Genomic DNA, 12,276 nt, shown 5'->3' on the forward strand with positions numbered 1-12,276 from the left:
CTTCCGTCTCCGTGCCGGTATCCGCGCCGGCAGCCCCCGTACCGATGGCGGTGCCCCGGCCCCTTCTCCTGTCCTTCGCCTATTTCGTCAGGAGCCGGTTGAAGAACGACCGGTACTGCCGCAGGGCCATCCGCAACCTCTCCGTGTCGACCTGCTCGCCCTGGTTCCACTGGCCTTCCAGGCCCTTCTTGTGGTCGGCGAAGGTCTCGGCCAGCGTCCGCATGACGTCCGCGACGAGGCCGTCGGCCGAATGGACGGCCTCGCGCGGGTCGTCCACGAACTCGTTCTGGATCTCCTGCCAGCGGGAGCGGAACGCGTCCACGTCCTGCGCCGGCAGCAGTTCCGGAACGTCTTCGTCGGATGTTCCCCCAGCGGTCTCGGCAGTGGTCACGTCGGCGGTGTCGGTGGTCTCGCCGGAGGGCACGTCCGGGCTCTCGCCCACCGTCTCGCCAGAGGGCCCGCCCAGGGTCTCGTCCGCCGTCGTCTCGTCGGTGGTTCGTGCCGCCTCGCCCGGGTACGCGGGCGCTTCGGGTCCCTGCCCGGCGCCTGCCGCCTCCGGGTCACCGAAGCCGGCGATGTCCTCGGTCGTCAGGCCGCTCTCGTCGGCCCGGTCCGGCATGTCGTTGTGCTGCATGACGTCTCCTCGTCATGACGTCGCTTCGTGATGGCGCCGCCTCGTAGGTCCGTCCTCCGTCGTCCGCCCCCGGCCGTCCGCTTCCGCGGACGGATCAGGCGCCGGCGGAGTCGGACCGGTGGCCCTCGGCGAGCAACTCGTCGAACAGCGCCCGGTAGTGCACCATCGCCCCGCGCAGCTGCTCGGTGGTGGCCTGCTGACGGGTGCTGAGCGCGTTGATCTCGTGGGCCGCCCGGTAGTGCTCCAGCGTGCGGCCGTGTTCGACGGAGAGGTCCCGCACCTGCTGGTCGAAGTCCTCGGTGGGGTACCCGCGCGCCTTCATGAGCGCGGTCACGAGCCGGTCGGCGTCGTGCACCGCTTCCTGCGGGCGGTCGACGAACTCCTCCTGCACGCCGTTCCACTCCCGCGCGTACCTGTCCCGTTCGCTGCCCGACAGGGGCCGCAGCTCGAGCGAGTCGTGGCGCTTCTCGCGCTCGGCGAGATCGCGCTCGGCGTCCCTGCGGCTGCCGGCGTCCTCGACGGTCCGTTCGTACTCCGGCCCGAAGCGGTCCTGGAGGCGGCGGCGTCGCCGTGCGGCCACCAGCGCCACGGCGATCAGAGCGATCACCACCACGGCGGGAATGATGATGGCGAGTAGCGTCCCTGTTGACATCGGGGCCGCCCCCTCGGTCGATTCCGGGTGCGTCTGTCAGCGGCGCTGCTGCCCGTTCGGGACCGGACGAAACGGGATATCGTACGCCAACCTCGGGCGCGGGCCGGAACGGGGACGGGACGCCCGTCAGCTCCCGGGACGGCGGCCGCGACAGCCCCGCGCCGGACCGCCCGACGGCGGACCTCCCGACGCCACGCGTACGCCGGGCGGGCACGGGTAGCCGCCGTCCATGAACGACCCCGACGACCTGACCGCCGCGCCCGACCTGCCCGTCATCGGATCGCTGGACGAGCTCGCCGGTTTCCTCTCCGCCCGCAGCGGGCTGTACATCAGGTGGTCCCGAGGCCCGGCCGTCGACCTCGTGCAGAAGGGCAGCCGCGACGGGCTCACGGGCCTCGAACTCCCCGGGCTCTCCGCCAACCCGCTCGACGCCGAGCCGTGGTGGGAGGACAGACCGCTCCGCCTGTGGGCGGCGCGCCGCCTCCACGACTACTCCCACCTGCCCCGCGAACGCGGCCCCGGCGTCCGCCCCTGGCTGCTGCGGGGCACCGAGGCGGGGCGGGGACCGGACAACGAGCCGCTGGTGCGTGACGTGGCACCGATCGGCTGGGTGGCCGACGCCGTCATCAAGGAGGCCGAGGCCGTCGTGAACGGCCAGAACGGCGCGTGGGGCCCGATGCGCCGCCATCCCGGGGCGCACTGAGACGAGGCCCGCCCGCACCGCTCCCGTACCACGGAGGGCCATCAAAACAGGCCGCTCCGTCACCGTTCGTGCTCTCGTGGGAGGAGAACGATTGGGCGAGCCCCGAGGGAGCGACGATGCGGGCAGCGGTGGTGGGTCAGGGCTACGTAGGGGTGACGGGTGCCGTCGCCTTGGCACAGCAGGGGCACCGGGTCTTCGGAGTGGAACAGGACGCGGAGCGGCTCGCGTGCCTGCGCTCCGGTGAGCCCCCGGTCGTCGAGCCCGGGCTCGTCGAGCAGATGACGGCGGTGCTGCGCACCGGCCGGCTCGACTTCGTCGAGGACCTCCCCGACGCGGTCGTCGCCGACCCGCTCGACGCGGTGCTGATCTGCGTCGGTACCCCGCCCGCCGCCGACGGCACGGCGAACCTCTCCCAGGTCCTGACAGCGGTCGGCGAGGCCGCCGAACTGGCGGGGGCGCCGCTGGTGGTGCTCAAGTCGACCGTGCCGCCCGGCACCAGCGACATGCTGCTCGGCGAGTACCCGGAGCTGCGCCAACGGTTCGTCTGCAACCCCGAGTTCCTCAATCAGGGCAGCGCCCTCGACGACTGGCAGTCCCCGGCGCGGATCGTCGCCGGGGCGCACCACCCGGCCGCTCTCGACCGGCTGCGCGAGCTCTACCGGTCGGTGACCTGCCCCTGGGTGACCTCCACGCCCGCCGGCGCCGAAATGATCAAGTACGCGAGCAACGCCTTCCTCGCCACCAAGATCAGTTTCGCCAACGAGCTGGCCCGGCTGTGCACCGGACCCGACATCAACATCGACCACGTCATCCAGGGCGTCGGCCTCGACCCGCGCATCGGCCACGCCCTGCTCCAGCCCGGAACCGGCTACGGCGACTCCTGCCTGCCCAAGGACACCACCGCGCTCTCCCGCTGGGCAGCGGAGCGCGGCATCCCGACGCCCCTCCTGGACGCCACCGTCCAGACCAACGTCCAGCAGCCGGGTGCCATCCTGCGGCTGCTCAAGGAGAGCGTCGGCGGGGATCTGAGCGGGGTGGAGGTCGCGGTCCTGGGCGTCCGGTACGAGCCCTGGAGCGACGACCTCAGGGCCGCTCCCAGCCGTACCCTCCTGCCCCTGCTCCAGGAGCACGGCGCCGCCGTCCGGCTCTGGGACCCCGGACTCACCCCGGACGAACTGCGGCACCTCTCGCCCCGGGCGGAACCGCACACCGCCCTGCGCGCGGCCGTCGCCGGCGCCCACGCCGCCCTCGTGCTCACCGAGTGGCCCCAGGTCGTCGAAGCCGACTGGGACGACCTCGCCTCGCGGATGGCGGAGCCCCGGGTCGTGGTCGACGCCAAGAACTGCCTGCCGCCCGTCCTGATGCACCGCGTCCCGGTCGTCTACCGGGGGATCGGGAACCGCCGCCCCACGACGGAGCACGCCCCCACGGAGACCGTCGGCTGACGCCGACGACCCGGTGGGGGAGAGGCGACGAGGGGACGACGGCCCCGCGGAGTGGCAGAATCGAGGCGTAGCCGTCGAGTGGCTCCCCTCCTCCGGCGAGGCCGCCATGAGCACACCGCACAAGCCACCTCAGCACGCCGACCGGCGCCTGGTCACCCTGACCGGCCGCCGCACGTACACCGAGCCCAGCGGCAGGGCCCGGGTCATCCGCTCGGCCGGAGTGGTCCCCGGCGTCTGTGTACTGCGGGCGTCGGGTGAGTTCGACATCGACACCGTGAGCTGTCTGCGGCAGGCGCTCGCGGACTGCCGCGCCGCCGGAGACGCCCGCACGGTCCTCGACCTGTCGCGGGTCGACTTCGGGGACTCCACGTTCCTGCATCTGCTGGTCGCCGCCCACTACCAGCAGAAGCGCCTCGTCCTGGCCGGCCCCCTGCCGCACCCCCTGCGCAGGCTCTTCCGGCTCACGGGGGTCGAACAGGTCCTCGACCTCGCGCCCGACCTCGGCACGGCATGCCGGTAGCCGCGGCGTCCCATCGGATCCCGCACCGCTCAGCCGTCACTCCGCGATCTCGGTGCGTTCCCACCACTCGTAGACCGGTAGCTGCCCCTCGGGGCTGTCCTGGCGCCGCGCCGTCGCCCTGAAGTGCTCGTAGCCGCCGCGGTGGGGGATCTTGAGGTCCTCTGCCGGGGCGGTGAGGGTGACGATGCGCTCCGGCAGATCGTCCGGGCCGCCCTCCAGCGCTGCCTTGTTCGCCATGTCCTCAGTCTTCCCACCCACCGCGCGCCCCGCATGTCGGGCGCGGCGTGCGGGGGCCCGTCAGCTCAGGCGGGCACCGGCCCCGCGGCGGTGGCGAGACCGAACAGCGCGCCGTCGGGGTCGCGCAGCGTGACGCCGCGGGTCAGCGGATCGACCGGGCTGTCGGAGAGGGTCCGGCCGCCGAGGCCCTGGGCCGTCTTGACGGCGGTCTCGATGTCGGGAACCCGGAAGTGGACGTGCCAGCGGGGACGGACGCGCGGATCGGGGGCCTCCGCCAGGGCCCCGCTGTGCAGCCGGGCCACCGTCTGCCGTCCGTGGCGCAGCAGGATGTGGTTGTCCTTCTCCACGTACGTGACCTCGCAGCAGCCGGGCTGGTCACAGGCCCATTCAAGGACCTCGCCGTAGAAGATGGCGGCGTCGAAGGCGTCCCTGGTACGGAGTTCGAGCCAGGCCGGAGCGGCTTCGTCACCCATGCCCCAGTCGGGGATGGCGCTGCCCTGCCAGATCCCGAAGGTGGCCCCCTCGCGGTCGGCGGCGAGCGCCGCGCGGCCGGTGCCGAAGGAGAGGGGGCCGACGGCCACGGTCCCGCTGCGTTCGAGGATGCGCGCGGCCGTGGCGTCGGCGTCCTCGACGGCGAAGTAGGGGGTCCAGGCCACGGGGATCGAGAGCGTCGGCGCCAGCGCGCCGATGCCGGCGACCGGGACGCCGTCGCTGAAGCCGATGGAGAACCCGTCCCCGAGGTGGGCGGCGCGGAACTCCCACCCCAGAACGGCGCGGTAGAAGTCCTGGGTGGCTCCGAGGTCGGGGGTCATGAGGCTGACCCAGCACGGTGCCCCGAACGTCTCGTGACTCGAAGTCGACACGACAGCCACCTCATCCGCCTCACAGGACCCGTGAACCCCTCCCACGGTACTCGCGGCAGCGCGCCGACAGGGCGCGCGCGGCTCGGGAGGGGTCCCGAGCGGCTCAGGTACGTACGAGGCTGTTCGGCCCTTCCAGCGCGTCGGCCCCCTCGTCGTTGAACCAGTAGTCGCCCGCGGCCAGGTAACGGAAGGCGTGCGTGCTCTCCCCCGGCAGGGTGACCGTGACGGCCCGGGTGCCGTCCTTGCGCGGTTGGAGCAGGTGCGTGCCGGGCCTCCAGCCGTTGAAGTCACCGACGACGCTGACCGGCCCGGGCGGCGTGTCCGCCGGCAGGACGAAGGTGACCTCGGTGTGCGGCTTGCCGCCCTTGCGGCGCTTGCGTTCGAGCATGGGATGGGCTCCTGCCAGTCGGAAGGCGTGGGGCACATCCTCGTACCGGGGTGGGCCGCCCGCGTGCCGACACGGCGGAGAGGCCACTCGGGCGGGGGAGCGACGGACGGCGCGGCCGCCCGGCGGGGCCGCTCAGGCCCCGTCGTCCTTCTCCGACGCGAACCCGATGCATTCCACGTCGACCTGATCGGCGAGCTCGGTCAGCACGGCCGCCAGGTCGCGGATGGTCTGTTCGTCACCGCGCATCTCTCCGGAGCTGCCCGACCGCACCCAGTCGGCGGCGAGGCCGCGCAACAGGGCGGTGACGTGACCGGCCGGAATGAGCAGACCCCCGTCGGCGGTGGGAACCAGCGGTATGGACATCTGGATCATGAAACCGCCTCCCGTGGTGCGCTGGTGTCTCAGGGGAGCGTTGCCGACAGATCGCGTACCAAACCCGATGCACCGGCAAATCTCGAACACCGGCTCAGGCCGGGAGGGTGCTCCCGGCCGCCTGGAGGCGGTTGAGCAGCTGCCCGCGGTGCAGGTCGGCTATCGGCGCGAGGAAGTCGGGATGGCGCAGCAGACCGGCCGCCCGGCGGTCCCGCTCGCCCGGCTCGGTCAGGCGGCGGAAGGCGATGGGCGCTGCCTCCCCGCGCTCCGTGCGGACGGCTTCCGCCGCCGCACAGGCCAGGGCGGGCGAGCCCAGCAAGCACGCCGCCCAGCTGGCCACCACCTCGTCGACCCACGTGCGCCAGGCGTCCGTCTCCTCCGGCCGGGTGCCGTCCGCCCCGGTGATCCAGTCCAGGCGGGAGGTGCCCCCGGGGCCGGACAGGGCGACCAGCTCCATGTCCAGGTCCGTCGGGTAGCGAAGCCAGGCCGCCACGGTCACCGCCTGCCGGGCCTGCGCCTCGGCCAGCCCGCGCTGCAACGCCCCCGGGCCGGACGGATAGGCGCGGTTGAGCCACTGCGTCGTCGCCGCTATGAGCGGCGACAGAAGGGAATCTGCGGGCACGGGCTGACCATCCGGACGGATCGGGGAGCGGAAACGCCTGCACCATAACCGGCCCGACTCCCGTCCTGAAATGGCGCAGGTCACGCGAGAAACGGCGCGACTGTGCCACCCGTGATCGTCCTGCGGCGGTGACACGCTGAATGAGCGACGGGCGACACGCTGAATGAGGCGTAATACGCGCCCCCACTTGCCGACCGCGTTTCATTGGGAATCCCACGGACAGAACGCGAAAAGGAGAAACGCATGGGACACGGCGGCGACGTCATCGCAGAGCTGACCACCGACCACGAAGAGGTCGAGGAGCTGTTCACCAATATCGAGGAACTTCCCTCGGGCGACCCGCGCAGAAAGCACTACGCCGACCAGGCCACCATGGAATTGGTCCGGCATTCCGTCGCGGAGGAGTCCTACCTCTACCCGGCCGTCCGCGAGCACCTTCCCCAAGGCTCCGACATCGCCGACAAGGAACTCCAGGACCACGCCGCCGCCGAGCGGACGATGAAGGATCTGGAGGGCTGCGACGCCGACGATCCGCGGTTCGACGAGCTGATCATCAAGCTCATGAACGAGATCCGGGCACACGTGGCGGACGAGGAGAACAACCTCTTCCCCCAGCTGCGGCAGGCGTGCTCCCCCGAGATGCTGAACGAACTCGGCGACAAGGTCCGTCAGGCCAAGAAGATGGCGCCGACCCGCCCCCACCCCTCCGCCCCCGACACCCCGCCGGCCAACAAGCTGCTCGCCCCCGGCGTCGGCATGGTCGACCGTCTGCGCGACGCGATCAGCGGCCGCGGCAAGGGCTGAGACAGCGAGAGGAGGGGCCCGGCGGACACCGTCCGCCGGGCCCCTCCTCTCGCTCCCGTCGCCGGGTTCCTCTCACGCGCCGAAGACGAGCTCCCCGCCGACGTACGTCGCCTCCACGCGCAGGGAGGCGAGGGCCGACGGTTCCACCGTGTACGGATCGCGGTCGAGGACGACCAGGTCCGCGAGGTTGCCGGGCCGCAGCACGCCGGTGTCGTCGAGCCGGTTCAGGTACGCGGAGCCCGCCGTGTAGGCGGTGAGGGCGGTGGTCAGGCCGAGCCGCTGCCGGGGCAGGAAGGGCGGCATGTCGGAGTCGGGCAGGATCCGGTTGACCGCGACGTGGATGCCTTCCAGGGGGTCGGCGGAGCTGACGGGCCAGTCGCTCCCGGCCGCCAGCGCGGCGCCCGCGCGGTGCAGGTCGCCGAAGGGGTACTGCCAGCCGGCGAGTTCGCCGCCCAGGAAGGGCGTGGTCAGCTCGTCCAGCTGCGGCTCGTGGGCCGCCCACAGCGGCTGCAGGTTGGCGACCGCCCCGAGCTCCGCGAAGCGCGGCACGTCGGCCGGGTGCACGACCTGGAGATGGGCGAGATGATGCCGGTTTCCGCGAGGCCCGTTGGCACTCCGGGCGGCCTCGACCGCGTCCAGGGCCTCGCGCACGGCCCGGTCGCCCAGTGCGTGGAAGTGGACCTGGAAGTCCAGCGCGTCGAGCTCGGTCACGTAGCCGCGCAGCGCCACGGGGTCGACGAAACTGAGGCCGGCGTTGGAGGTCGCGCAGCCGCAGGAGTCCTTGTAGGGCGCGGACATGGCGGCCGTGTGGTTCTCCGCGATGCCGTCCTGCATGATCTTGACGGTGTCCGCCCTGAACCGGCCGGACCGCAGCGTCTCGCGGCGCTCGACGAGCTGGGGGATCTGCGCGGCGCCCGCGTCCCGGTCCCACCACAGGGAGCCGTTCACCCGGGCGGTGAGCAGTCCGCGCCGGGCCGCCGCGTGATAGGCGGGGGAGACGTCCGGGTGGCCTCCGTACGCGCCGAGCAGGGCGTCCTGCCAGGCCGTGATCCCGTACGAGTGCAGCAACCGCTGGGCGCGCAGCAGCCCGTCCACCAGGTCCTCCTCCGTGGGCCGCGGAGCTGCCCGGCCGACGAGTTCGACGGCGCCCTCCTGGAGCATCCCCGAAGGGGTCCCGTCGGCCTCGCGCTCGATGCGCCCGTCGGCGGGGTCGGGGGTCGAGGCGGTCACCCCGGCCAGTTCCAGCGCGCGGGTGTTCGCCCAGGCGCCGTGGTGGTCCCGGTTGGCCAGCAGGACGGGCCGGTCGGGCACCAGGTCGTCGAGCAGGTGCCGGGTCGGCATGCCGCCGGGGAAGCTCTCCATCGACCAGCCGCCTCCGGTGATCCACGGACGCTCGGGGTGGGCGGCGGCGTAGGCCGCGATCCGGCGCCGGTACTCGGCCACGTCCGTCGTTCCCGTCAGGTCGCAGGCTCCCAGTTCGAGCCCGCCGAACACGGCGTGCACATGCGCGTCCTGGAAGCCGGGCAGCAACGCGCGCCCCGCCAGATCGACCACCCGCGTGTCCGGCCCGATCAGCTCGCGCACCTCCTCGCCGCCGACCGCCGTGATCCGTTCCCCGGTCACGGCCAGGGCCGTCGCGCCGGTGTGCGCGGGGTCCATGGTGATCACGGAGCCTGAGGTGAGGACGAGATCCGCGTGGCTCATCAGGGGGTCCTCCTGGAAAGGACGTGGCGACGGGGCGGCGTGGCGGCAGCGTGGCAGCCGGGCGCCAGTGAAGTCAACAGCGTTGACAACATCGTTCACTCCGGGCGGGCGGCACAATGGAGCCCTCCGGAGCGAGGGGAGCGCGCAGTGGCGTCACGTACGGGGAAGCAGACCGCGACCACCAAGGGCGAAGCCGCCTCCTCGCGCCGTCCGAGGCCCTCTCTCAGCCCCCGTCTGATCGTCGAGGCCTGCCTCCGGCTCCTGGACGCCGAAGGCGCCGACGCCCTGACGTTCCGGCGGATCGGCGCCCGCCTCGGCGCCGACCCGACCGCCCTCTACCGTCACTTCCGCAACAAGGACGATCTGCTGCTCGCGGTGGCGGACCATCTGCTCGAAGAGAGCATCGAGGGCTTCGAGCCCTCCGAAGACTGGCGGCAGACCCTGCGGACGCTGTTCCTCCGCACCCGCGAGGTCTATCTCGCCCACCCCCGCGCCGCCGTACTGGCCACCGTCCGCATCACCCGACGGCCCGCCGAGATGCGGGTGATCGAGACGATCCTCGCCGCGCTCGCCGACGCCGGCTTCCCGCCCGACCAGGCGGTACGCCACTACCGCGCCCTGGTCGACTTCGTGCTCGGCTGGTCGTGCATGGACGCCACCTACGCCACGCTCGACCCCCGCGCGCGGAACGCCGACGAGTCCGCCTGGACCGGCGCGTACGCCGCCGTGCCCGCCGCCACCCACCCCCACATCGCGGCGGCCGCCCCCTACCTGGCCTCGGTCGAGGACGACGCCAACTTCGGCTTCGCCCTCGACCTGATCCTCGACGCCATCGCGGCCCGCGCGCCCGCACCGGACCCGGCCGGCACGGACGGGTCCCCGGCGGGCCGGAGCGGCGACCAACGCCTGTGACGATCACGGCATGACCGGCATACCCGTACGGCGCACGCTCCTCCTGGCGGCGCTCGCCGCCCTCACCTCGGGCTGCGGCCTCGCCGCCGAGATCGACCGCGAGGTGGACCCCGGCTCCCCCGACGTACGGGTACGGGACGTCGAGGGCCGGCCCATGGACGTGACCGTCCTGAAGGGACCGGAACCGATCACGAGCCTCGACGACCCGGGACCGCACCCCGTGACGCTGCCACCCGGGGGAATCGGCGCGCAGCGTCCTCGTCTGGCGGTACTCCGCCGTCGACGATGCCACCCTGCGCGGGAGCGGCGTCCACGTCGACATCGCCCCCGCCGCGGGGGCGCCGCGCCAGACCGTTCAGCCGGACGGCGGACTGGACATCGGTGAGACGGGACCGCTCGGCACAACGGCCTGGAGAAGGTCCTGGACCAGCCTTCGACGTGGGCGAACGGCGCCGCCGACACGCCCAGGGCGAAGGAAACGACGTCCACGACGAAACCGTTGCTCTCTGGCAACAAGCGGTTCCGCGGTGTAGCGTCGTCCTCAGATGTCGTGGTTCGCAAACCCGGCGCCCGTGCTTCGGTGCGGGCGCTTTGCCGTGCAGTGCCTGAGGACCAGGGCGATCACCTCCGGGTCCGCGCGGTGCGGTCCCGACATCGAATGGAGAGGCAACACCCATGGCCAGCGGAACCGTGAAGTGGTTCAACTCGGAGAAGGGCTTCGGCTTCATCGCCCAGGACGGCGGCGGCCCGGACGTCTTCGCACACTACTCCAACATCAACTCCACGGGCTTCCGTGAGCTTCAGGAAGGCCAGGCCGTCACCTTCGACGTGACCCAGGGCCAGAAGGGCCCGCAGGCCGAGAACATCACGGTCGCCTGATTCCTCGTCCGTCCCGCCGCGACGCGGCAGGGTCCCCGAAGCCGACGCTCTGGGGACCCGGACGGACCTCAGATCGACGCGGCCGTGACGATGCCGATGACGCGCCCGCTCAGTGGCCACGTCCGTCCCACCTGGGAGAACGCGGGGCTGGGCTCCGCCGCCGCGAGCGGCACCGTGGCGGGCGGCACGGGAAGCCCGAGCCCGGTCGCGACCCCTTCGCACAGCACCGGGTCGATAGGGGCCAGCACCGTCAGCGCCCGTTCCTTGATGGCCTGTTCGTAGCACTTGTTCAACTCGAAGGTGTACGCCGCGATGATGTGCTCGCGCTCCGTCGGCGTCATGCTCAGCCAGAAGAGCCCGGGCCGGCTGAAATGGTCCGAGAACGACTCCGGCGCCTCGCGCCGCTTGCCCGAGGACGGCACGGGGACCGGCGTCTCGATGTACGCGCCGCTGTCCGCCCCCGCCAGGAACGGGCAGCCTCCGTCGCACCCGCGCCCCGCGCGCACCACCCGTTCCGGGATCGGCTCATCATGGTCGAAGTGGGTGATCTTCTCCCGCGGGTGAGGGTCCTGGAGGAGCACCGGACCGCGCGCGCCTGCTTGAGGGAGTGGTCCGAGTCGTACAGCCTCGCCTCCTGGGCGGTGGTCAGGTACGAGCCGCTCTGCGCGCGGAGCGGGCGGGGTCCTCGCCCCTCGCCTGGCCGGGTTGGGCCGTACGAGGGTGAAAACCACGGGAGAGGCGCGGGAAGACCGCGGAGGCGGCGCGCCCGAAACGGGGGAGACGCGCGCGAAAAGGGCGAGGCGCGCGTGCGCCGGGCCCGGGCTGTTCGCGGCCGAGGGCGGGGGCGACCCCTGGAGGGGGGTCGCCCCCGGGAACGGGCCGGGCCCGGATCGCCCGCCCGTGGCGCCGGCGATCAGTCCGTGGACAGCGCCTGGAGAAGGTCTCCGACCTGCGGGTCGGGAAGGGCGCGGGCGACGTCGGCCTGCGCGACGATGCCGACGAGGTCGTGCCCGTCGATCACCGGAAGCCGGCGTACCTTGTGCTCGGCCATGGTGCGGAAGATCTCGGCGCTGTCGTCGTCCGCGCCGATGGTGACCGCCTCGCCCTGGGCGAGCTCGCCCGCCGTACAGGTGGCGGGGTCCTTGCCCGCACCGAGCACCTTCACCACGATGTCGCGGTCGGTGAGCATCCCCTTGAGCCGCTTGTCCTCGCCGCAGATCGGCAGAGCGCCGACCCCCAGCTCGGTCATCTTGCGGGCGGCGTCGAGGACCGTCTCCCGCTCGTTCACGCACTCGGCGCCCTCGGTCATGATCTCGCGTGCCGTAGTCATACCTGCCTCACTCTGAGTGGGTCGATCAGGTTCTGTTTGCGCGCCTTCCCGGTCGCGCCCGACCTGAACGCGACCGCAGCGCCCAATTTCAGGCGATTCCGGTACGACGGTACGTCCCCTGGCCCCTCACGGCAGGGCGACGCTCGCCCGGACTCCACCACGCGGCCCAAGCACCCAACCGTGCCCCAGGTCCTGTCCGCCTGAGAATCCT

The 12,276-nt window shown here is 72.4% G+C and carries 15 protein-coding genes and 2 pseudogenes; 6 read left to right on the forward strand and 11 right to left on the reverse strand.

All coding sequences use genetic code 11. The features are described from left to right. Positions 1-79: 79 nt before the first annotated feature. Positions 80-634: a hypothetical protein gene (locus tag ACWDX6_RS21810; RefSeq protein ID WP_451486549.1), complete on the reverse strand. Its 555-nt coding sequence runs from the start codon at positions 632-634 to the stop codon at positions 80-82. A gap of 94 nt (positions 635-728) precedes the next feature. Continuing rightward, positions 729-1,286 carry a hypothetical protein gene (locus tag ACWDX6_RS21815; protein ID WP_451486550.1) on the reverse strand — a complete coding sequence of 186 codons (558 nt, stop codon included), beginning with the start codon at positions 1,284-1,286 and terminating at the stop codon, positions 729-731. 247 nt (positions 1,287-1,533) lie between these two features. Here ACWDX6_RS21815 and ACWDX6_RS21820 point away from each other — a divergent pair, with 247 nt between their 5' ends. The 3 genes from ACWDX6_RS21820 to ACWDX6_RS21830 all read left to right on the forward strand — a co-directional run bounded on the left by ACWDX6_RS21820 (position 1,534) and on the right by ACWDX6_RS21830 (position 3,954). Continuing rightward, the gene (locus ACWDX6_RS21820; protein WP_451486610.1) at positions 1,534-1,989 is read left to right on the forward strand and encodes a DUF6098 family protein; all 456 of its coding nucleotides are present in this window, start codon (positions 1,534-1,536) and stop codon (positions 1,987-1,989) included. A gap of 116 nt (positions 1,990-2,105) precedes the next feature. Continuing rightward, a complete protein-coding gene (locus tag ACWDX6_RS21825) occupies positions 2,106-3,434 on the forward strand; it encodes a UDP-glucose dehydrogenase family protein (RefSeq protein ID WP_451486551.1) in 1,329 nt (442 codons plus the stop codon). Between the two features lie 106 nt (positions 3,435-3,540). Beyond that, the gene (locus ACWDX6_RS21830) at positions 3,541-3,954 is read left to right on the forward strand and encodes an STAS domain-containing protein (protein WP_451486552.1); all 414 of its coding nucleotides are present in this window, start codon (positions 3,541-3,543) and stop codon (positions 3,952-3,954) included. A 36-nt stretch (positions 3,955-3,990) separates the two neighbouring features. Here the strand turns inward: ACWDX6_RS21830 and ACWDX6_RS21835 are convergent, their stop codons facing one another. The 5 genes from ACWDX6_RS21835 to ACWDX6_RS21855 form a co-directional block, all read right to left on the reverse strand. Beyond that, complete coding sequence (locus ACWDX6_RS21835) at positions 3,991-4,191, reverse strand: DUF5988 family protein (protein WP_451486553.1); 201 nt, start codon at positions 4,189-4,191, stop codon at positions 3,991-3,993. A gap of 65 nt (positions 4,192-4,256) precedes the next feature. Then, positions 4,257-5,003 (reverse strand): VOC family protein, encoded by a 747-nt coding sequence (locus ACWDX6_RS21840; RefSeq protein ID WP_451486611.1) that lies wholly within the window; start codon positions 5,001-5,003, stop codon positions 4,257-4,259. A 154-nt stretch (positions 5,004-5,157) separates the two neighbouring features. Further along, positions 5,158-5,442, reverse strand: a complete 285-nt coding sequence (locus ACWDX6_RS21845) for an isoamylase early set domain-containing protein (protein WP_403294196.1) — start codon at positions 5,440-5,442, stop codon at positions 5,158-5,160. Positions 5,443-5,574: 132 nt separating this feature from the next. After that, a complete protein-coding gene (locus ACWDX6_RS21850) occupies positions 5,575-5,814 on the reverse strand; it encodes a DUF6213 family protein (protein WP_403294197.1) in 240 nt (79 codons plus the stop codon). Between the two features lie 94 nt (positions 5,815-5,908). After that, positions 5,909-6,436: a hypothetical protein gene (locus ACWDX6_RS21855; RefSeq protein ID WP_451486554.1), complete on the reverse strand. Its 528-nt coding sequence runs from the start codon at positions 6,434-6,436 to the stop codon at positions 5,909-5,911. Between the two features lie 243 nt (positions 6,437-6,679). Between ACWDX6_RS21855 and ACWDX6_RS21860 the strand changes: the two genes are divergently transcribed. Next, entirely contained in the window at positions 6,680-7,240 is a 561-nt protein-coding gene (locus tag ACWDX6_RS21860) for a hemerythrin domain-containing protein (protein ID WP_451486555.1), read from the forward strand. A gap of 72 nt (positions 7,241-7,312) precedes the next feature. Here ACWDX6_RS21860 and ACWDX6_RS21865 read toward each other — a convergent pair whose 3' ends face one another. Beyond that, the gene (locus ACWDX6_RS21865; protein WP_451486556.1) at positions 7,313-8,944 is read right to left on the reverse strand and encodes an amidohydrolase; all 1,632 of its coding nucleotides are present in this window, start codon (positions 8,942-8,944) and stop codon (positions 7,313-7,315) included. A 147-nt stretch (positions 8,945-9,091) separates the two neighbouring features. Between ACWDX6_RS21865 and ACWDX6_RS21870 the strand changes: the two genes are divergently transcribed. Both ACWDX6_RS21870 and ACWDX6_RS21875 read left to right on the forward strand, forming a co-directional pair. After that, positions 9,092-9,856, forward strand: coding sequence for a TetR/AcrR family transcriptional regulator (locus tag ACWDX6_RS21870; RefSeq protein WP_451486557.1), 765 nt, complete (start codon positions 9,092-9,094; stop codon positions 9,854-9,856). Positions 9,857-10,531: 675 nt separating this feature from the next. Continuing rightward, positions 10,532-10,735, forward strand: coding sequence for a cold-shock protein (locus ACWDX6_RS21875; protein ID WP_356889295.1), 204 nt, complete (start codon positions 10,532-10,534; stop codon positions 10,733-10,735). A gap of 83 nt (positions 10,736-10,818) precedes the next feature. Here ACWDX6_RS21875 and ACWDX6_RS21880 read toward each other — a convergent pair. The 3 genes and pseudogenes from ACWDX6_RS21880 to ACWDX6_RS21890 form a co-directional block, all read right to left on the reverse strand. Further along, positions 10,819-11,220 (reverse strand): annotated as a pseudogene (locus ACWDX6_RS21880) (catalase-related domain-containing protein); the annotation flags it as partial. A 57-nt stretch (positions 11,221-11,277) separates the two neighbouring features. Further along, positions 11,278-11,466, reverse strand: a pseudogene (locus ACWDX6_RS21885) (hypothetical protein); the annotation flags it as partial. Positions 11,467-11,648: 182 nt separating this feature from the next. Beyond that, positions 11,649-12,065: a CBS domain-containing protein gene (locus ACWDX6_RS21890; protein ID WP_451486558.1), complete on the reverse strand. Its 417-nt coding sequence runs from the start codon at positions 12,063-12,065 to the stop codon at positions 11,649-11,651. Between the last annotated feature and the right edge of the window lie 211 nt (positions 12,066-12,276).

It is taken from the genome of Streptomyces sp. NPDC003027 (assembly GCF_053591435.1).